This window comes from Calothrix sp. NIES-3974 (assembly GCF_002368395.1).
Taxonomy (GTDB): domain Bacteria; phylum Cyanobacteriota; class Cyanobacteriia; order Cyanobacteriales; family Nostocaceae; genus NIES-3974.
The window spans coordinates 5,184,302-5,205,059 of record NZ_AP018254.1 but is presented as its reverse complement, the minus strand read 5'-3'; the positions used below and the strand labels follow the sequence as shown (position 1 = coordinate 5,205,059).

Genomic DNA, 20,758 nt, shown 5'->3' with positions numbered 1-20,758 from the left:
TATGAATTTTCAATTTTAGGTTGTGTTGGGTAGAGACCTAGCATTGCTACGTCTACGATAATTTGTCAGATAAAAATGTAAACAAATATAATTCATGTCCAAATTCAGCAACAGCTATTTTTCCCTTCACAATCTAGTCAGAATCAGAACCAAACAGTCAACGGTCAACAATCACCTTTGCAGTGAATCCTCCGAGACGACTAGTACCTGATTTTTTCGAGCTTCGACAATCAAAACGCGATCGCCTTTATGAAAAAATCCGGATTCTTCGGTGATGGCTGGGAAATCGATGGTGGAGCCATAGATTTCTAGGCGTACTTTTCCTTTCTCCTCCCGACTAAAGGGAACTTCGACAATGGCAGTGCGTCCAACTAGAGTATCAGTTGACACCATACTATCGACTGACTGCCGTTGTCGCCTCAGAGCAATTAGGGAAACAATCAAGAATCCCACAGCCACCCCAATTGCGATCGCAATTAGGGTAATCATAATCAGTTGGAAATTCATAGGAACTAACTCGATTGATTAAATAACAGAGAGTATAGTCCTGCATAATTGAGAACATAGCACTCAGATTTGAACTAGGTGAATGATTTTTATTTATGCATCAGGTTTTCTAAATATTCAGCCGGTAGTTTCTATACAGACAAACAAACTATCTTACTTGGCACTATTACACTCGAACATCAATGAATTATGCAAGATTTTCCATCACTATTTTGGGGATTTTCTCCATAATTATTGAGATTTTCGCAACTACGAGCATTGGAATCAAACCTGGAATATCTTTACCCTCCAAAATATTCACATCACCACCAGTATGATGATTTCGGACATGCTGATGGTGAACCACATTCACAATGGCATCAATTCCGGACAAGTTGATGATTTTTAATATTTTTTTGATTAAATTAGATGGGTAAGTTAGTTAAAATACATCTAAATAATGCCAACAGCTTTGATTACAGGTGCTTCTGTGGGAATTGGCAAAGCCTATGCCAACGGCTTTGCGAGTCGAAAATACGACTTGGTGATAGTAGCGCGATCGCAAGATAAACTAGAAGCACTAGCGACCCAGTTACGCCGACAATATCAAGTTCAGGTGGAGGTAATTGTCCAGGATTTGAGTCAACCTGGTGTCGCTCAAGTTATCTATGATTTACTACAAACCAAAAATATTCAAGTTGATACTTTAGTTAATAATGCTGGCTTTGGTGACTATGGTCAATTTGCTACCCGCGATGGTCAACGTCAGCAGGAGATGATTCAACTCAATGTCTCGACCCTAGTGGATCTAACCCATAAATTTTTACCACCGATGCAGCAGCGTCGTTCGGGGACAATTATTAATATTGCCTCCATTGCAGCTTTCCAACCAATGCCCTATTTATCTGTTTATGCTGCTACCAAAGCCTTTGTTTTAAGCTTTAGTCAAGCATTATGGGCGGAAAATCGTGATTTTGGGGTCAAAGTATTGTGCGTCTGTCCTGGTCCAACTGAAACCAACTTTTTTTCCGAAGCCAAATTTCCCGATGCGATCGCGGCTAAAAATAACCAAATTGACACCGTTGAAAATGTCGTCAAAGATACTTTCACTGCTCTAGAAAAAGATGAATCGGTGGTTGTTTGTGGAGGACTGAGTAACCAATTAATCAGTACCCTATCCCGAATTATGCCGAGGAAAACCCTGGTGAATTTGCTTGAAAAGCAATTTCGCAATTAGGTTTTGAAACGAAGGGAATATTAATACATTTCCAAAACTCGAATCATACCGATGCGAACAACGGTTCGATAATTAGAGACGCGATATATCGCGTCTCTACCAACAAAATTCATGTGTCGCATTCTTTTTGCAAATTCCCCGCACCTGCGTACAGACGACCCGTCGGGTCGTCTACTACTGCACCATTGCGATTTGCTTTTCTTCAATGGCTTGATAACCGTGATCAGCGAGATAATCAATGGCTCGATTCAGTAAATCTACTCCCTCCTGGACCGTTTCGATGACACTCAACTTACCGCGTAAATCGGCAGCACCAGCAAATCCTTTGGCATACCAAGTCATGTGTTTACGGGCTTGACGCACACCGCGATCGCCTTTATAAGTATGTAGGGCAAGTAAATGTTCCCGCGCACATTCTAGGCGTTGAATCGGGGTCGGAGGGGGCAAAACTTCGCCGGTTTTGAGAAAGTGATCCACTTCCCCGACTAAAAACGGATAACCTAACGTCCCCCGCGAACACATTACCCCATCTGCACCAGTTTCTTCTAAACAGCGTACAGCTGCTTCCACGGAAAAAATATCCCCATTGCCAATCACGGGTATTTCCAATATTTCTTTGACCTTGGCAATCCATTCCCAGCGTGCGGGACCATTGTATCCCTGGGCACGTGTACGTCCGTGTACCGTAATCATTTTTGCCCCCGCATCCTGCATCCGTTTGGCAAAATCGAGAATAATAATTTCCCGATCATTCCAACCAATCCGGGTTTTGACGGTGACGGGTACATCCACCGCTTTCACCACCTCCCGAACTATTGCTTCTGCAACTTCTGGTTGACGCAAGAGGGAAGAACCACCGCCATTTTTCGTAATTTTATTCACGGGACAACCCATATTAATATCCACCGTATCCGCTCCCTCTTGAACTGCTTTGACCGCAGCTTCGGCTAAGAAATCTGGACGACAGTCGAATAATTGGATACTAATTGGTCGCTCGTTCGGGTCAACTTCCATGATTTTTGGTAATTCTTTGACGTAATGCAATCCCGTCGCGTTCACCATTTCCGTATACATCATGGATTCGGGTGCATATTTACGTACTAAACGCCGAAATACCAAATCTGTCACCCCCGATAGTGGTGATTGCAGAACTCGACTTTTAATTTCTACATTACCTATTTTCAAGGGTGTAGCTAGTTTGGCTTGGAGTTGGGGGGATAGGGTAATCATGGATTAAGCTTGCAATTTTTGCTGATTGCTTTATGGTGAAATAGGTTTATTATTAGATCCCTATTTTATCTAGTTTAGTAATGAGTAGTTTACTCTCACCCCATAGCCGTGTCAAAACCATTGCCATGTACGCATTATTAACTGCGATCGCATTTTTAATGTTGTTTCCTTTGTTCTGGCTAATCGGTACAGCTTTTAAATCCCCGACGGAAGATATTTTTCAAACTCCTCCCCAGTTATTACCTGCTCAACCTACTTTTGCTAATTTTGTCACGGTTTGGCAAGCTAATCCTTTTGCCCAGTATATGTTCAATAGCGTTATCGTGGCAATTTTAACGGTTAGCATTAATTTAATTTTCTGCGCTCTAGCTGCTTACCCCCTAGCACGACTTTCTTTCCCCGGACGGGATGGGATTTTTACCGCGATCGTCTCGACGATTATGATTCCGTTTCAAATCGTCATGATTCCCCTGTATATTTTCACTGTCCAAGTGGGTTTACGAAATACCTATTTGGGGATTATTTTCCCTAGTTTAGCTTCTGCTTTTGGCATTTTTTTGTTGCGACAAGCCTTTTTAGGTGTTCCCAAGGAAATGGAGGAAGCTGCAAGGATGGATGGTTGTTCGGAATTAGGAATATGGTGGCACATCATGTTACCTGCAATTCGTCCAGCTTTGGTGACACTGGCCATTTTCGTGTTTATCGGTGCTTGGAGCGATTTTTTATGGCCCCTCATTGTCACTCAAGATGAAAGTTTATACACCCTTCCCCTCGGTGTGGCTAAACTTGCAGGTGCAGGTAGTTTTTCCCTCGATTGGCGGTTAATTGCGGCTGGTTCTGTAATTTCTATTGCTCCTATTTTAGCTGTATTTATCGTCCTCCAGCGCTATATTGTACCCACGGACACAGGAAGCGGTGTCAAAGGGTAGTTTTCCAGAAACAGGAGGTTTTGTTGGTTTCCCATTATGGTATAAATTACAAATGTAGAGACGTGACATGTCACGTCTTTTTCAGGATTTGCATATTGTTTTCATACATCAAATTCCCAACGCCATTTGATTTATATTTTTCTACCAAATTCTATTGTTACAGGGTTGCTGAGATATTTAAATTTTTACATTTTTAGTCTTTCTCAATACAGTCCGTAAATCGGCAAAAATAAACCTAATTATGTCACAAAATTACATGGATTTATTTCTACCCACTAATCACTAATCCCTCTCTAATAAGCACCTTTTTTGCTAAAAACTACACCAATGGTTTTCAGTATCAATACCAAATCATACAGAATTGACCACTTGCGCTGATAATCCAAATCCATCTGCACAATTTTTTCAAAATCAGTAATTTGAGAACGACCGTTAACTTGCCATTCCCCTGTTATTCCCGGTTTCACTCGTAGTCTTTCCCAATGATGGGGTTGATAATTGGCTACTTCATCAACCGTCGGTGGACGAGTACCTACTAAACTCATCTCACCCTTGAGAACATTCCAAAATTGCGGTAGTTCATCTAAACTAGTGTGTCTTAAAAACCTACCTAATGGAGTAATCCGGGGGTCATTCACTGCTTTAAAAATATGACCTTTAGCTTCGTTTTTAACTAAATGCTTCAGTTTATCTGCACCAACTATCATTGAGCGGAATTTCCAAATCCGGAAGGTTTTTCCATATAAACCACAACGGGTTTGGCTGTAAAATAAGGGACCGCGATCGCATATTGACATGGCAATGGCAATGGGAATTGCGACTAGGAAAGTAATCACTAATCCAATCAAAGCTCCGACAATATCCACACATCGCTTACTCCAGCTGTTGACAGCAGGATGGGAATACTCCTGTAACTGTTCAACCATGATCGAATAGTTCATCTTTAAGGTCGAGGGTGAGACTGTCAAACTCGGCTGCGAAAGAATTTCAGACACTTTAGTCCTCGGTTTTTACTTAATTACAATAGGCTTCAACTCCAAATATAAGCTCACCCCAAAAGATGAAAACTTTCTCAGCGCAAAATTTACATAATCTTAGAAATTAATCCAGCCAATTTAAATTTACAATGTTATATACCAAGCATAGGTGCTTAAATACACTTAACACCAGTATATTTGCTAGATCGATTCTCCACAAAAGCCGAAAACTGGAAATACATAGGTTCTATTTTTCCAAAATCCCTCTCATTTTTTGCTCCAGTTCCCGGTTGAACATGTCTTGACCAAGTTCTGGTTTTTCGAGGTTGACCCGAATATAAGCAGTGCGATCGCTGCTATTAAATTGTTTATCGCTGTTGGAGTCGTAGGTGACGAATATTAACACCGCATTCATGTCGGGAATGAGTTTCCATGATTTCATTTGCGTATTGTCTGGTGTCACCTGTACCAAATTTTTACCGTCACCAGTCGATATGTAACCGATTACCGCATCTTCTGGGGTTAGTTTTCCATCATTGTTAGTATCTTTGTCAATAATTCGATAAAGCCAATATTTTTTTGTTGGGGAAGGTTGCTCTTGGTTGCTGGTTTTGATTTCTATCAGTTCAAATGAATTTATAATTGCCTTTTTATTTAAAAGTAAATGGGATTTATCTGTTGTTTTATGATAAAAAATTAAATTGTAAATATTATTATTTTTTTCCGTCTGTCTTGATGATAGTAATGGAATACTGTTTTGAGAGTTAATATCTGGAGAAATACCCACTGGAAATATTAATACTTCTAATTGAGGTTTTTCGATAATATCTTGATACACTAAATTGCTCACCGACTGATTTGCTTCAAGGTTATTATCTTCTGGTTTTTGATTTTGATTTGATTTGGTGGGATTCGGATAGCAAGAAGCGATTAAGGTTGTTATTAACAAGTAATATAAGATTTTTCCAGTCCACTTCACAGAATTAATCAACCGCATTGAAACTAAAATCCTATAAATTTATAGTACTCGACAAGCCCCAAATTTGCCGACAAGGGGTCAGGGAGTAGTGAATAGTAAATTAAATTTACCCGTTCTATTTTCCTCTCTGGACTACTAGGTAGCCTAACAGATGAATTTTGTTGGTAGAGACGTAATATATTACGTCTCTACCAACTACATATATCGCGTCTCATATTGAGTATGTGTTACAAATATTTTTTTAGGTGTTGCTAAATATAAATCTGAATTTCAAATTTTACATTTTTTACATTGTGTAGAGACGTAGCAATACTACGTCTCTACACAAATTAGCTCCTATAATTTTAATTTAAAAAAATAAAAAAATCTATTAAATTTGGAAAATTGGAAAAAAGGATATATACCTAAACGCGACAAAGCCTGGTTACTTGGGAACCAGGCTCTCGAAACTTAATAACAATCAATCAGTTTTATCTCTTAAAAAATACAGACAGAACACTTACTAAGATGGACAATCTTACAAAACGCACACTCCTTTGTTTTTCCGCTTTGGGATTTGGTTGCTTTTCAACAAAACTTACAATTACAAAGTCTTGGAATGCTAACCACTCTATAAATTTGGCAAGTTGCGTTTTGGTTGGCTATGACGGGGGACACTCTTGTCATTTGCCATTGGGTTTTGGTTTCTTCTCTTTTTTGTGTCCTAATTATTAATTTATCACCTTGTCTTCAAAAGACAATCCCCTTTTACGGAAATTCACTATCCTTAAAATTTCGCAATATACAGAGAAATATTTTTATTAGCTTTTTCGGGATTTTGAGGATGCTTATACTTGTATCCACCTGTCTCACGATGGATAACGGGATGGACAACCTTACCCCCTAATACCGCTTTACTTTACCTACATTTGTCACAAGGGAGTAATAAGCCTTGAGTAATCGGTTAATTTTCCTACTACTCCCATCACGGACTACTCCCTACTCACTGCTGAAAGTTTTAGGAGTTTGTGAGAAATCAGGGTTTAAAACTGATACCCGTCGGGAAGCAGGATGGAAAGAGTGCATCGTATCGCGATTTTTGTGAAATGGGATAAAAATTGAAGACTTTGTTTAATTTGGAAGTCCCTCACCCAGAAATAGTGATATACATAATCTAATTACGTATTATCACTATCATCTACCCTCATAAAATGAGTAATAAATTACATATTTTCTGTCGCCAATGTATTCTATTTGGCTTGTTTTTTTGGTCAGGAACAACAACAAATGCCAATACCCAAATTGTTCCAGATAATACCTTGGGTGTGGAAGCTTCACGGGTGACACCAAGTGTGCTTATTAATGGTGGAAGTGCGGATCGAATTGAGGGTGGTGCAATTCGGGATGTGAATTTATTTCACAGTTTCCGCGAGTTTAATGTTGGTGACGGTCAACGGGTTTATTTTGCGAATCCATCGGGAATCCAAAATATCCTTACCAGGGTGACGGGAACAAATTCCTCCAATATTTTCGGAACCTTGGGGGTGGATGGTGGTGCAAATTTATTTTTAATTAACCCTAATGGGATTTTATTTGGACAAAATTCCAGTTTAGATGTACGGGGTTCCTTTGTGGGGACAACTGGAAATGCAGTGGAATTTGCCGATGGGAATTTATTTAGTGCAAATCCCAGTTCAAGTAATAACTTATTGACGATTAGTGTTCCGGTGGGTTTACAGATGGGTTTGCAACCGGGAAAAATCGAGAACTTATCGGTGAATGGGTTATTTGCTGGTAGTGGTTTAAGTTTAGTTGCTGGAGAAATCAGTTTTGATGGAGGTTATTTGATTGCAGTTGCAAGTCCTTTGGAATTAGCTGCGGTGGGTGTCAATCCCACAAATCTTAAAGTGGGAATCAACCCTGCAAATCCCGCTTTGTTGACTCTTCCAGAAGGGATTAGCGGGGATATAAATCTGGTGAATAGTGCGAGAATTTTCGGGATTGGTGATAGCAATATCAAGTTAGTGACTGGAAATATCAATTTGGATAATAGAGCGGTAATTTACGGTACTGATGACAGTAATATCAATTTGTTTGCTGGAAATATCAATTTGGATAATAGGTCGGTGATTTCGGGGATAGATAGTGCTGGGATAAATGTGAATGGAACGGATGTAAATTTGAATAACTCCACTATTTTGGGAGCAGGTAGTGTTGGGATAAGTGTGAATGGAACGAGGGTAAATTTGAATAATTCTAGTATTTTGGGAGCGGATAGCGTTGGGATAAATGTGAATGGAACGAATTTCAACTTGAATAATTCCACTATTTCAGGGATAAACGGTGCTGAAGTTAATATCAATGGAGCAAATTTTAACTTGAATAATTCCCGATTGTTTAGCAATAATCAAGGGACTGGTAAAGGGGGAGATATAAATATCCAAGTTAGTGAAAATGTGAATATTCGTGATAGCCAAATTCTTTCTAGTACTTTTACAGATGGAAGCAATGGAGATATTAATATTCAAGCTGGTGGAAATGTGAATATTCGTAACAGTCGAATTCTTGCCAATACTTTCGCAAGTGGAACTGGTGGAGATATTAATATTACTGGTGCAAATATTGATATTGCTGGTGATGGTGTCAATTACGCTAGTACCGCGATCGCCAACAGTGCGAATGATCAAGGTAAGGCTGGTAATTTAACTTTAACAGCTAGGGATACAATCAATATCACTGATGATGCAGCCGTATATATCACTACTTCTGGGAGTGGGGATAGCGGTGACTTGACTTTACAAGCCAACAATCGTATTAACTTAACTAATAATGCAGCCATAGCCAGTAATACCACGGGTAGCGGGAAGGGTGGAGACTTGAAAATTACCACTGGTTCCCTCCGACTGGAGAATACACCAACAAGGGGAATTTTCGTTTATTCCAGCAATACAGGTGCTTCTGGTGGGATTACCATTAAAGTGGATGATACAACAGAGGTCATAGACTCCCCCATTTTAACAGTAGCCTTAAGTGTTAATATTAGCGATCGCGCGGGGAATATTTCCATCGAAACAGGCAAACTCAAACTAGAAAACGGAGGACGGATTGATGGGAGTACCTTTGGTTCTGCTGATGGTGGGGATATTACCATTACAGCCAAAGAATCAATCCAAATTAGCGGTAAATCACCAACTGTATCGTCATTAAGTTCTATATTCAGTCGCACTGGTTTAGATGGGACGGGTAATGCTGGTTCCATCACTGTAAATACACCCCGTCTGAGTTTAAGTCAAGGAGGAACAATCGGTACTTTTAGTCTCAGAAGTAGTGGTAATTCTGGAAATATTACTATTCGCTCTCAAGATGTGGAGGTGGATGGTTTTGTTGTATTTGACCCCAATAATTTAGCTTCCTCACCCGATGGTTCCTATGCAACTACCAGCATCTCAACGGAGATTTTTGTCGGTCAAAGCGACAATGTGACCGGGGGAAATATTAACATTGAAACGGAGCGTCTACGTTTAAGTAATGGTGGTACATTAGAATCATCAATTATTGCAGGTAGGGGAAAGGCTGGAAATATATTTGTGAAGGCTACGGACTCCATTGATATTTCCGGTGTTGGTCTGAGAAATCGTGACGGGATACCACTTTCTTCTGGTTTATTTGCCGAAGTGCAAACGAATGGGATTGGGGTGGGAGGTAATATTGAAGTTGTGACTAATCGCTTGGGGATGAGTGACAATGGTCAGATTTCTGCTGCTAGTTTTGCCCAAGGAAATACGGGAAATATTTTGATCAGTGCAAACCAAATTAATATGCAGGGGGAATATACCCTAATTTCCAATCAGATTTCTTCCAATGCAGTGGGTAATTCCGGTGTGATTCGCATCGATACACAAAGTTTAAACCTGCAAGCTGGTGGGTTCATTACCTCAGCAACCTTGGGTCAGGGAAATGCAGGTAATTTAATCATTAATGCAGATATCATTTCCATGCAGGGGGAATTAACTTTTATCACTTCCTCTGTGGGAACGACTGGAAAAGGTAACGGTGGTGATCTGCAAATTACAGCGAATCAGCTAAACCTCCTCAATGGAGCATATATAACCAGTTCTAGCCTTGGTAACGGTCAAGCTGGTAGTATTTTGCTCAAAGGCAAAAATCAAGTTCGGTTAGAAGGAGAACGCTCCCGAATTACCGTGGAAAGTCGTAGCCAAAGTCCTGCTGGTAATATTCAAATTAGCACCCCCTCACTACAGCTATTCGACAATTCCCTCATCTCTGCTGAAAGCCTTTCCCAAGATGGTGGGAATATCACTATCGATAATGCTAATTTCGTTTTACTACGACAGGGTAGTCAAATTTCCGCCACTGCTGGGGAAGGGGGAAACGGTGGTAATATCAATATCCAAGCCAAAGCGATCGCGGCTATTCCCAGAGAAAATAGCGATATCCGCGCGAATGCAGTGCGTGGTCGCGGAGGTAATGTTAATATCACCACTAAAGCCCTATTCGGAATTGTTCCAGCAACCCAACCCACTAATAGAAGCGATATTACCGCAAGTTCAGAATTAGGGATTGGTGGGGAAGTAACTGTCACCAAACCCGATTTAGACCCCACCCAGGGATTGGTGGAATTAGCTGAAGGATTAGCAGACCAAAGTCACAAAATTGGTGGATTTTGTCCACGCAATGCACAGGAAGCAGAAAAAATAGGTGAGTTTACGGTGACTGGACGGGGAGGTATCGCACAAGGTGTTTTCGACCCTCTGATTGGAAGTCACCAACCGGATTTAGCAACTTATATTGGTGATGTAGGGGAAGAGGGAATGGGTGAAAATTTGAGTAATAAACCGGAAGATTTGGCAATTCCCCAGCCAATTGTGGAAGCCCAAGGTTGGGTAAAAACACCAGATGGAAAAGTAATATTGGTTGCCAAGTTACCGCAAACAGACCCAACCAATAATTCGGGAATTTCTGGGTGTGTGATGAGTAAAGAGTAATTATTAATTCGTAATTTGTAATAGCCTGTGGCAAGCCGCTACGCGTATATGTAATTTGTAATACCCTTTATGCGGGAAGAAAGCTACGTAATTTGAAATTTTTGGGTTTAATTTCCCTTCGTCTATACGTAGGGTCTGCTGTTCACGAAGCGTTAGCTGTAAAAGTCTTTTTGCAAGGGTAGGGACTACTCCCTATTCCCTACTCCCTGTAAGTTTTAGGAATTTGTGAGAAGTGCAGTAACGCTTATATAATTATCGATATGGTAAGTAAGTCGGCGTAAAACAATCAGGACAGGCTTAACCAACCCAAGGCTTTGAATGTTTTTTACAATCCCTATATTAAGTGAGGTCTATTCCTGAATTTCTCACGAGTAAGTTGTAAGCCTTGAGTAACGGATTGATTTTCCTTCTACTCCCATCACGGACTACTCCCTATTCCCTGGGAGTTTTAGGGTTTCGTGAGAAATGCGGGTATCTGTGACTGCTTACTTAAACCTGGAAAAATACTAGTTTAAAAACAGGTCTAAAAATTATGGAAGCTTTGTTTTGGACTGTGGAAGAAGTTGCTCAAAGAGCCAGACATTTTTATGAAAATGGGATTCGCCAACAGGTGGAAAATGGCGATAATATTGGCAAAATGATTGTAATTGATGCCGAAACTGGTGAATACGGAATTGATAAAAACGGTGTCGAATCAGGATTAATGTTAAAGCAAAAAAATCCCCATGCCAGATTATTTACCATGCGCATTGGTTACGATGTTGCATTTAGTTTTGGCGCTTCGATGGAGCGAATCGCTGAATGATTCACGGAAGAATAATCAATACTAGGGCCACAGTTCCAGTGATTTTCCGTTTACCGGGACAACCAGATTTCTCATTGAGTTTCGTTGTAGATACCGCATTCAACGGCTACCTTACTTTACCAGTTCAAGCGGTCAGTGCAATGAATCTCCCTTTGCATTCCAGCACACCTATAAAATTAGCTGATGGTAGAGAATCTCTGACAGCCATACATCTAGCAACTGTTGTTTGGGATGGTATCGAAAAAGCAGTTCTCGTTTTAGCTTCCGGTTATAAGCCTTTGCTGGGAGTTGCGATGATGGAAGGTTATCATCTGGAGATAGATTTTGTCGATAATGGCTTGCTTTCTCTAGAAAAAATAACAGATTAGACAGCAACATCCCACTCCTTTGCGAGGCAATTTTGTGCGATCGCTCTTGTATTTCTGTATAGAAAAATCGGGAACAGGGTGTAGGTGAAGACATGCTTTCAAGTGCGGGGAGGATGTCATTTTTTGGCTTTCCAGGTTCCACCGTAGACGTAATCAGGATTATTTTGACTTAGGGGTTGCCAACATTGACGACAGACAAAAACCCAATCTCCCTCTTTTTCGTGTTTAATCCGAAACAGAACTGGGAAAGGTTGTTGACAAATAGCACATTTTTTGCTGCGCAGACGCATGATGGAAATTACAAACTAAATTCGGCAACATCATCTAGGGGATGATGGGAATTATTACCGGGGGTAGTCGGACGAAATTCCTCACTTTTAATTAAACTAGTTAACTGTAGATTGGGATTTTGGTGGAGAATATTTAAAATACTAATAAAATCTCGCACAACTTCGCTAGGTGTTAATAGGGAATCTGCACCTAAACGATTGACGATTTCGTGAATAAAAGCTTGGAAATCCTGCTGATTTAACTTTTGATTGTAGTTAAAATTTGTCGCGTGAATTTCTGCTAACCTTTGTAATAAAGTTAAAATTTCCCCTTCACTTAAAGGGTTCAAGCGAATCACTGGACCAATAAATTCCTGGACACCAGCTTGATTAACATATTTACTTTCCTTTGTGCGTCTGCGCCAAGCTTGGTCAGCAAATAAACCGCGATGGGGGTCTTCTAAAAATTTAGTGGTTCCACCGACAAATACACCTAAATATTCCGCTTTACATTGCATCGTATCATTAAATATACCCAGCAAACGGTTGTAATTTTTTTCGCGGCTCACAGTCGTAGAAATTTGATAAAGATGAACAGCTTCGTCCAGAAAAATCAATAAACCTTTATAATCGATTTCCGCCACAAACCTCGCTAATAACTTAGTATAATCATACCAACTATCATCATCAATAATTACCCGCACACCCAAGGCTTGTTTCGCTTCGATTTTGGTCGTAAACTCACCCCTTAACCAACGTAAAGCCGCTTGTTTCAAGTTATCATCGTCTTGACGATATCCACGCCAATAGGCAATAATCACATTACTAAAATCAAATCCGTGGACTAAATCTTCAATATACTGAACCACCTCACGAATCTTCTGCTCAACATTGTCATCAAACCCCTCATCATTCGGTCGCATTCCCGTTTCTTGAGCAACCTGTTGTTGAATTTTATTAATCCAACCTTCCAAAATAGACAGTAATGCACCCCCATCGGGACGGGTTTTAGTGGCTAAATTACTCATTAATTCCCGATAGGTAGCCAACCCTTCATTATTACTCCCAGCAAGACGGCGATCGCTAGATAAATCCGCATCTGCGACTACAAATCCCATTTCCATTGCGCGGTTGCGTAGTAGTTGCAAGAGGAAGCTTTTACCGGAACCATAATTACCGATAATAAATCTAAACGCGGACACACCCTCTGCAATGTCATCAAGGTTTTGGATCAGGCTTTTAAGTTCCTGTTCCCGTCCAACGGCAATATACTCTACCCCGGTACGGGGGACAACCCCTGCTCCCAAGGAATTAATTAACGCAGTCGATACTTTTTTCGAGAGTTTAATTTTTGCCATTGAATCTACCTCTACTGGTTTGCAACCCAAAATTAGACCTATGGGAACAATAAATGGGACAGATAGATATTGGAAGATGTTACGGTGAAAGGTCTTTCAAATCCATAGTCCTGCGGGATAATCCGAAATGATATTAGACCTATTTCAGGATACAGGAGAAATTTCCCAATTGTTTAGGACTGACGCAAGTGTCACAAAAATTCTGATTTTTGGTTTATGGGGGAATAGTCCGTGAGAAAACAACCACTTTTACTGGTTTTTAGTTTAACCATTAATTATATGTAGGCTACTTTCTGGAAGATTTACGGATTTTGTGAGAAATCGGGGGATTGCTAAGTGGATGAAGTTCTCCCTAATAGTATCTCTTCGTAATTGTGAATTATTTGGCGAGCGTTTTCCAGATGTTCGGGGATAATTACTGGTAAATCCGCAGTTGTTTCCAGGATGAGTTCTCCTAAAATTTGATCCGCATGTTCATTTATCGAATCTATTAACAAACTTGGCATGGTAATATTGGCTTCGGCAATTTTTTTGATCGCTGGATTAGGGTTTTCCTGTTCAATAATAGCTTTTAATACCTGTAATTCTGGTGTCGGTAGACTGCGTAAAAATTCATACCATTCTGATGGTAAATTTACTGATGTAATGTCCTGATTTGGTTGGGTGGATGAATCGATCGTATCAACGAAATCAGAAAAAGGAAATACGTCTATATCATCCTCTCTGCTGTCCGATGGTGGGTATTCGCGATTTTCTGTTTCTGGTGATTGCTCCGGATGTTGATTCAACAATTCCCATACCTGGGTTTGCAGGAGATTCCGCTCATCTTGCAGTAGGGATATCTGTTCTACTAGGTGTTGTAATTGGGTTTGTTTATCCCGCAGTTGCTGATCCAGATTTTTTAACTGGGTTTGTTGTTTTTGGCGATCGCGTTTTTGGTTTTCGATTTCTGTGGTCAGGGAAGCCGTATCCGCTTCCAGGGTTTGAATATTTACCCGTAGTTCATGCAGTTTTTCTTCTAATTGCGGTTTTAGACGCTCTAACAGGGTTAAATGACTTTCAATTTCCTCTTTTTGCTGAGTTAATTCCTCCAATTGGGTTTGTACCTGAATAATTTCAGCCCGTGATACATTTAAATTTAACTCCTGACGACGCTTTTCAGCTGCGATCGCACTACAAGCATGTGTCAATTCCGCATGATTTTTTTCAACGGTGGCTAGTTCTGTTTGTAACTGCTGGAGGGAAGTTTCTAGTTGTTTTCTCTGAAGAGCATAACCATTTAGTTCCCGATTCAAACTGTCACGTTGACTCAAACGGTCAGTAATTTGCAACTGTAACTTATTCACCTCATTGTGCAAGGAACTACGATGGATCTCAAACTGGTTAATTTCCCCAAACAGCGATGATTTCAAGCCTTCCAGTTCCCGAATCCGGCGATATAAGGAATCTAATATCAATAACTCATAATCTCGATGGCGTTTATCCACCACAAAAGCCGCAACATAGGTCGCCATCAAACTAATAATCCCAATCGCAAAAGCACTGGCAAAATTTCCTCCCTGGAAAATTAAACCCAGAATCAAACTGACAACAAAGGTGACGACTCCAAGTATAAATCGGTTGCTAAACGGTGCTGATTGCATATGCTTGGCGCTGTGCTGTGGGTTGTGTGCAAATCCTAATTTAGTGCTTTCCACGATATCACTCATTCACAAAAGCGAAACGTTAATTTTTGCACCTGATCGGAATTGGATTGAGTGTATAACACTTTACCGGATGTTGCCAAAAATTTGAATAGGGAGGGGGAGAAGACTCATACCCATTCTAACCAGACACTTTCTGATTTAAGATTTCAATCTGTAAATCAACTCCCCCATTGCTACCTTGAAGAACGGCCCCGCAACGTCACAGCCCGCTCCAAATTAGCCAGGGCGCGGTTATAATCGAGGATGGCATTAATCCGATTACCTTCAGCCCTAGTTAAATCATTTTCGGAATTAATCACATCAGTTTGAGTCCCGACCCCCGCTTGAAAGCGTAACCGAGCTAATCGTAACGCTTCCCTTGCTTGTTCCAAAGCCGTAGTCGCAGTGTTGACATTTTTGAGGTTAGACTGCAACTCCGCATAAAACTGTTCCACCTCAAAGCGGATGCGATCGCGTTGTGTGGAAAAACTCTTTTCTGCGATCGCCATATTTACTTTCGATTGTTCCGTTTGAGCGCGGGTAGCACCCCCATCAAATAAATTCAAGGTGGCTCTCACCCCAATAGAGTAACCATCGGCCACCGGAACTCCATCATTAAATACATCCAACAGGTTATAATTAGCCAATAAGCTAATTTGTGGTCCCTTTTGTGACGCAGCTAAACGCCGACGCTGCTCATTAATCTCCCGTTGAATTAACTGCTGTTGCAACTCCGGACGATTCTGAAAAGCCAAAATAATCGTCTCCTCCAAGCTAAGTTCCCACAACCCAGCAATCTTCACATCATCCGTCGCACGCAATGTCACCGTTTGCGGCAAATTCAACAAAGTGGCAAACCGACGCTGCTCCACCTGCTGACTGGAAATCGCATTTGTCAACTGCTGCTGGGCATTGGCTAAATTCACCTGCGATCGCAACACATCAAACTTTGTCCCTACCCCAGCCCTTTCCAATGCTTGAGCATCCTCCAAACTCCTCTGGGCATTCGTCACCGCCGAAGTTGCAATCCTTACCGCCTGGTCAGTCTGTTGTAAGTTATAATACTGAGTCGTCACATTCAAACGAATTTCTTCCGAACGCTGCTCCACCGTCAACTCCCCGGAGCGCACCTGCTCCTCAGCTTCCCGGATTCTCGCCCGACGCGCACCAGAAGAATAAAGAGAATAATTCAGCTGCAAATCCGAATTAAAAGCCGTTGACGGACTATCACCACTTGGTCGTCCGGGAAAATCCGGAGTTAATTGATCCTGTATCTGCCCAGAAGCACTTTGCTGTCGGGTAACACTTGTACTCAAATTCACAGTCGGCCATAAACCCGCTTGAGCTTCCCGTAATGCTGCCTTTGCCCCCTCTAACTGCAACAAAGCCACCTGCAAATCATTATTATTCCGGCGGGCAATTTCCAAAGCCTCCGCCAAACTAATTACCCGACTCTCCCTCACCCTCACCTCCTCCGGCTTAGTGGGAAACAACAAGGGATTCGGATTTGGCGTATATCTACCTGTAGCAGGATTGACATTCCCCCCACTACCCTGCCCTCTATTTTGAGCCAACAACCCCTGACCACCTTCCCCCAACAGTTTCACCTTCAATTCATCTTGTCCCCCATTATCCAGAGATAACGGTGCAGCTAAACTTGCTTGAGTCGTTAAAACTGCGGCCGCTACTCCAGGTAAAAAACCGCTAACAAATAATTGTGTTTTCACCACATCCCCTCACACAAACACACACGGAAAATTATTTCTTCATCTCTGGGCAACTGGCATGTTGACGACAATAACCAGTGACTTACCCATCAAGCGCACCTACAAAGTCTACAAAGCAATATATCACGATGCAGGAATTACGAATCCGACTCTGGATTTTCCTGGAATCCCCTGACTATTCTCGAAAGCTCATTTTTCTCATCCACACTTACCCGTGTTGGAGAACCACTAACAATCCGCTCATAATGACGGAATGAATCCTTAATTTCTGGTCCATCAGCAGTAATATTATACTCTCGAATCCCTTTATCGTGCCAGGAACCCCGCATCTTAAAGACGTTGATTGCTCGTGACATTTCCCCACGAATTTCTACATATTGCAACATCAAAATTGTGTCGGTAATAGTGGAAATGTGGGAATCGGTAATCGAGTGGGAACCCATAAATTGATCGGTGGTATTCGTAAAAAACCCGGTGATTTCTTCCTGCTTTGCGTATCCAGTCACACCAATCACAAACTGACGAAAGGCGTTATTACTCACACCCCGTGCTAAAGCCGATAGGGAGTCAATGGCAATCCGTGCTGGTTTAAATTCGGCTATTTCCGATTTAATAATTTGCAGGTGGTCTTCTAATCCCGTTGACTCTGGATAGGTACAAATAATTTTTAATAATCCCTGTTGTTCTAATTCCTCAAAATTTATCCCCCAAGAGAAGGCATTCCGGGATAATTGAGCTCGTGATTCCTCATAGGCAAACAAAATCGCTTTTTCCCCGTTAGCACAACCATTCTGGATAAACTTACTAACCAACAGGGTTTTCCCTGTCCCAGTTGCACCTGTGGCCAAAATAATCGAGTCTTTGAAAAAGCCACCTCCACACATCTGGTCTAGGGTTTTTACCCCGGAAGAAACCCGTACATTCGATGAACGCTGGGTTAAGCGCATTGCCCCCAAGGGGAAAATATTTATACCATTGTTGGTAATCGTAAATGGGTACTCCCCTTTCATATGGGTTGTACCCCGCAGTTTCAAGATTTCGATGGTGCGTCGTCTCCGTTCCCCTTCTAAAACATTGCGGACGATGACGACGTTATCGGAAACAAATTCCTCCACACCAAAGGATGCTACAGGACCATATTCTTCGCTTCTTTCTGTGGTAATAATTGTCGTCACATTCAGTTGCTTGAGTCGCGCAACTAAACGAAAAATTTCCCGACGTACCACTCCCACTGCTTCATATTGCTGGAACACCGCAGTGACTGAATCGATGGAGACACGTTTAGCTTTGTACTTACGGATAGCATACTGTAATCTTTCAATCAAACCGGATAAATCAAAATTACCGATAATGTCTTGTCCTTCCGGGTCGGGAGACGCATCCAGGATAAATAATTTCCCTTCTGTGATTAAACGCTGTAGATCCCAACCAAAAATATAGGCATTTTTGATGATATCGCTGGGGGATTCCTCAAAGGTGACAAATACCCCCGGTTCATTAAAATAAGTTATACCATTGTACAGAAATTGTAATGAAAATAAAGTTTTGCCAGTACCGGAAGTTCCACTAACTAGGGTTGTACGTCCACTTGGTAATCCACCGTGACTAATGTCGTCAAACCCCTCGATTGTGGTGCGAATTTTCTCAACACCTCCCATTAATACTGGTTCACTGTTTTGGTTTGGTCGGTTGTTTTCATTCATCGCGGTTGATTTTTTGATTAAATCTGGGGATTCAACTCCATTAAATATATATCAAAGATTTGTCCGTCGGAATTAATGGTTTTGCCAGTTAGTCAAAAATTCTTCCCGACGGGAAAATCCCGATAACCGGATATTGACAAAGTGAGTGGTGAGTCTTGAGTAACGGATTGATTGTCCTTCTCGGTTGTAAATAGGGAGTAGGGAGTAGGGAATAGTGAGTAATTGGAAAAAACCACTTTCATGGGTTATGGTGTCAGTTGTACATGTAGACTCCTCGGATGAAAATTTTCGGTATTGGCTCTAAATGGCGGTATCCAGTGGGCTATTCTTGAAAATCTTCATCTGTCAATTCTTCATATAGCAAATCCAACCCGATTAAAACTCGCTCCCGGTCAGATAAATCACCGATTATTTTCCGCACTGGAGGAGGCAAAATTTTGGACAGGGTTGGTGTTGCCAAGATTTTATCTTCTTCTGCTAGTTGGGGATTTTTGACTACATCTATGACTTTTAAAGAATAAACGCCCTTGAATTCTTGATCTAAAATGTTCTTGAGGGTGTTTAAAGCACGAACGGAGTTGGGCGTATTCCCCGTCACGTAAAGCTTAAGAACGTATGTTTTTCTGATTTGACTCATTTTCGCATCGCACGACGGTAAACTTCACATAAATGGGCGAGAATATCAATTAGGGTTAATCGATAATCAAGTAATGTCTCATCACTACGTCCTTCTAATTTTAACTGTTTGGAAAATTCATCAATCAATTCCATGTGCATTTCGATAATTTTTGGCACAGGAATATCTGCGACAAATAGTTCATGGGTGAATTGCTCAAGTTTGGTTTGTAGTTCCTTTTCTTTGACGAAATAATCAATCATTATTTGACGATATTCGGCTCGAAGTTTTTGGATTATGACCTCTCGTTCGGTGGTTGTCATTGGCAGCAATTTACATCGGTATTCAAGTTCATTGCGTGTCGGCATATTGAATTGATTAATTTATATTTTTTTATATTTCTAGGGGATTAATAAAGTAATTTGGTATTATTGCCTGATTGATAACATTGCAATGGCAGCTTATTTATCTCTAGCGAAACCAATTTATCACTTTTAACAAGGTGTATTTAGGTTTTTATTAACCTTTTTTGATTTGAATTTCACCGATGTTTTTGATTTTAGATACATGTATCTGGAGCATTCCTGATAAATCTTCGCGGGTTAGAGGAAATGGTAGACTGGAGATTTCCGTTTGCTTGTATTTGCCGATGGAGAGGTTCACATTGCAGTTATTTCCTTTTTTCACTGATGTTTTTTGATTTTACTTTTCTGTCACTGAGCAATAGTTTTTCCGTTCCCAATAATTCTTGACGTAAACATTTGTAAATGTTTGTTAAAATAAGTTCATTTATCAATATAATCCTTAATTGCCAAACAATTTCGCAAAATGTTATAAACTAAGGTTAGACTTCTCAATTTGTCGCAACTAATTTTGGCTTTAGCAAAACCCAGATGGATGAGTAGGAATGATTGAACGGGTATGCAAAATCTATTTTCAGTATTGCTAGCTGTTGATAGGGATAAAACCAATCATAGAGGCTCCTATTTGGTTAATTTTAATGATTATGGAAATATCTTAATGGGCTAAAAGCTGAATTACTTGGTGATGTTTGGATCACAGCACTGAGTTGAGCAAAGGGTGTACTAGTCAAAACCCCTATGGAAATTGGGAGTTAGAGTTGGGCTGGGACAGAAATTGAACTTAATTGTCTTGGTTGTGAAGGCTGGATAGAAAATGGTGATTTGATCACTCCTGGATTTAGTAGATACTTAAATAAAAGTAAAGCATTATTTGATTCTAAATCATTATAATTCCTAAAGGTTCGATATTGGTCTGGTCGAGTCATAATTGTTATATCTGTTGTGAGGGAAATCGGACTCAAGTGGAGTGGGGAAACTGGGCGGTAAGGAACTGGGTGCGTCCGCACAGGGTAAAGTTAGCTTTTAACTGTTTCGACGAGGA

18 protein-coding genes are annotated in these 20,758 nt (G+C 40.8%); 5 read left to right on the top strand and 13 right to left on the bottom strand.

Going from position 1 to position 20,758, the window contains the following annotated elements; all coding sequences use genetic code 11:
* Positions 1 to 171: 171 nt before the first annotated feature.
* Both CDC37_RS20760 and CDC37_RS20755 read right to left on the bottom strand, forming a co-directional pair.
* The gene (locus CDC37_RS20760) at positions 172 to 507 is read right to left on the bottom strand and encodes an NfeD family protein (protein ID WP_096624728.1); all 336 of its coding nucleotides are present in this window, start codon (positions 505 to 507) and stop codon (positions 172 to 174) included.
* 187 nt (positions 508 to 694) lie between these two features.
* A complete protein-coding gene (locus tag CDC37_RS20755) occupies positions 695 to 880 on the bottom strand; it encodes a hypothetical protein (protein ID WP_096624726.1) in 186 nt (61 codons plus the stop codon).
* Between the two features lie 66 nt (positions 881 to 946).
* Between CDC37_RS20755 and CDC37_RS20750 the strand changes: the two genes are divergently transcribed.
* Positions 947 to 1,723: an SDR family NAD(P)-dependent oxidoreductase gene (locus CDC37_RS20750; RefSeq protein WP_096624724.1), complete on the top strand. Its 777-nt coding sequence runs from the start codon at positions 947 to 949 to the stop codon at positions 1,721 to 1,723.
* A gap of 174 nt (positions 1,724 to 1,897) precedes the next feature.
* On the opposite strand, the gene dusB is transcribed toward CDC37_RS20750, so the two are convergent.
* Complete coding sequence (gene dusB, locus CDC37_RS20745) at positions 1,898 to 2,953, bottom strand: tRNA dihydrouridine synthase DusB (protein ID WP_096624722.1); 1,056 nt, start codon at positions 2,951 to 2,953, stop codon at positions 1,898 to 1,900.
* A gap of 125 nt (positions 2,954 to 3,078) precedes the next feature.
* On the opposite strand from dusB, the gene CDC37_RS20740 reads away from it, so the two are divergent.
* Positions 3,079 to 3,882 (top strand): carbohydrate ABC transporter permease, encoded by an 804-nt coding sequence (locus tag CDC37_RS20740; protein ID WP_442861101.1) that lies wholly within the window; start codon positions 3,079 to 3,081, stop codon positions 3,880 to 3,882.
* A gap of 293 nt (positions 3,883 to 4,175) precedes the next feature.
* On the opposite strand, the gene CDC37_RS20735 is transcribed toward CDC37_RS20740, so the two are convergent.
* Positions 4,176 to 4,808 (bottom strand): sugar transferase, encoded by a 633-nt coding sequence (locus CDC37_RS20735; protein WP_231943134.1) that lies wholly within the window; start codon positions 4,806 to 4,808, stop codon positions 4,176 to 4,178.
* A gap of 298 nt (positions 4,809 to 5,106) precedes the next feature.
* Positions 5,107 to 5,808, bottom strand: coding sequence for a hypothetical protein (locus CDC37_RS20730; RefSeq protein WP_157780805.1), 702 nt, complete (start codon positions 5,806 to 5,808; stop codon positions 5,107 to 5,109).
* Between the two features lie 1,220 nt (positions 5,809 to 7,028).
* Here CDC37_RS20730 and CDC37_RS20725 point away from each other — a divergent pair.
* The 3 genes from CDC37_RS20725 (at position 7,029) to CDC37_RS20715 (ending at position 11,996) form a co-directional block, all read left to right on the top strand.
* Positions 7,029 to 10,823: a two-partner secretion domain-containing protein gene (locus CDC37_RS20725; protein ID WP_096624714.1), complete on the top strand. Its 3,795-nt coding sequence runs from the start codon at positions 7,029 to 7,031 to the stop codon at positions 10,821 to 10,823.
* Between the two features lie 532 nt (positions 10,824 to 11,355).
* A complete protein-coding gene (locus CDC37_RS20720; protein WP_096624712.1) occupies positions 11,356 to 11,628 on the top strand; it encodes a hypothetical protein in 273 nt (90 codons plus the stop codon).
* The gene (locus CDC37_RS20715) at positions 11,625 to 11,996 is read left to right on the top strand and encodes a clan AA aspartic protease (RefSeq protein ID WP_096624710.1); all 372 of its coding nucleotides are present in this window, start codon (positions 11,625 to 11,627) and stop codon (positions 11,994 to 11,996) included. Before CDC37_RS20720 ends, CDC37_RS20715 begins: the two co-directional genes overlap by 4 nt.
* A 116-nt stretch (positions 11,997 to 12,112) precedes the next feature.
* On the opposite strand, the gene CDC37_RS24775 is transcribed toward CDC37_RS20715, so the two are convergent.
* The 8 genes from CDC37_RS24775 to CDC37_RS24770 form a co-directional block, all read right to left on the bottom strand.
* Positions 12,113 to 12,286, bottom strand: coding sequence for a hypothetical protein (locus CDC37_RS24775; RefSeq protein ID WP_172892808.1), 174 nt, complete (start codon positions 12,284 to 12,286; stop codon positions 12,113 to 12,115).
* An 8-nt stretch (positions 12,287 to 12,294) separates the two neighbouring features.
* Positions 12,295 to 13,623, bottom strand: a complete 1,329-nt coding sequence (locus tag CDC37_RS20710) for an ATP-binding protein (protein ID WP_096624708.1) — start codon at positions 13,621 to 13,623, stop codon at positions 12,295 to 12,297.
* A 332-nt stretch (positions 13,624 to 13,955) separates the two neighbouring features.
* The gene (locus CDC37_RS20705) at positions 13,956 to 15,266 is read right to left on the bottom strand and encodes a tellurite resistance TerB C-terminal domain-containing protein (protein ID WP_096626475.1); all 1,311 of its coding nucleotides are present in this window, start codon (positions 15,264 to 15,266) and stop codon (positions 13,956 to 13,958) included.
* Positions 15,267 to 15,502: 236 nt separating this feature from the next.
* Positions 15,503 to 17,035 (bottom strand): TolC family protein, encoded by a 1,533-nt coding sequence (locus tag CDC37_RS20700; RefSeq protein ID WP_442861050.1) that lies wholly within the window; start codon positions 17,033 to 17,035, stop codon positions 15,503 to 15,505.
* Positions 17,036 to 17,172: 137 nt separating this feature from the next.
* The gene (gene kaiC / locus CDC37_RS20695; RefSeq protein WP_096624704.1) at positions 17,173 to 18,738 is read right to left on the bottom strand and encodes a circadian clock protein KaiC; all 1,566 of its coding nucleotides are present in this window, start codon (positions 18,736 to 18,738) and stop codon (positions 17,173 to 17,175) included.
* A 322-nt stretch (positions 18,739 to 19,060) separates the two neighbouring features.
* Positions 19,061 to 19,375: a circadian clock protein KaiB gene (gene kaiB / locus CDC37_RS20690; protein WP_096624702.1), complete on the bottom strand. Its 315-nt coding sequence runs from the start codon at positions 19,373 to 19,375 to the stop codon at positions 19,061 to 19,063.
* Positions 19,372 to 19,722, bottom strand: coding sequence for a circadian clock protein KaiA (locus CDC37_RS20685; protein WP_231943133.1), 351 nt, complete (start codon positions 19,720 to 19,722; stop codon positions 19,372 to 19,374). Before CDC37_RS20685 ends, kaiB begins: the two co-directional genes overlap by 4 nt.
* Positions 19,723 to 19,873: 151 nt before the next feature.
* Complete coding sequence (locus tag CDC37_RS24770) at positions 19,874 to 20,041, bottom strand: hypothetical protein (protein ID WP_172892807.1); 168 nt, start codon at positions 20,039 to 20,041, stop codon at positions 19,874 to 19,876.
* Between the last annotated feature and the right edge of the window lie 717 nt (positions 20,042 to 20,758).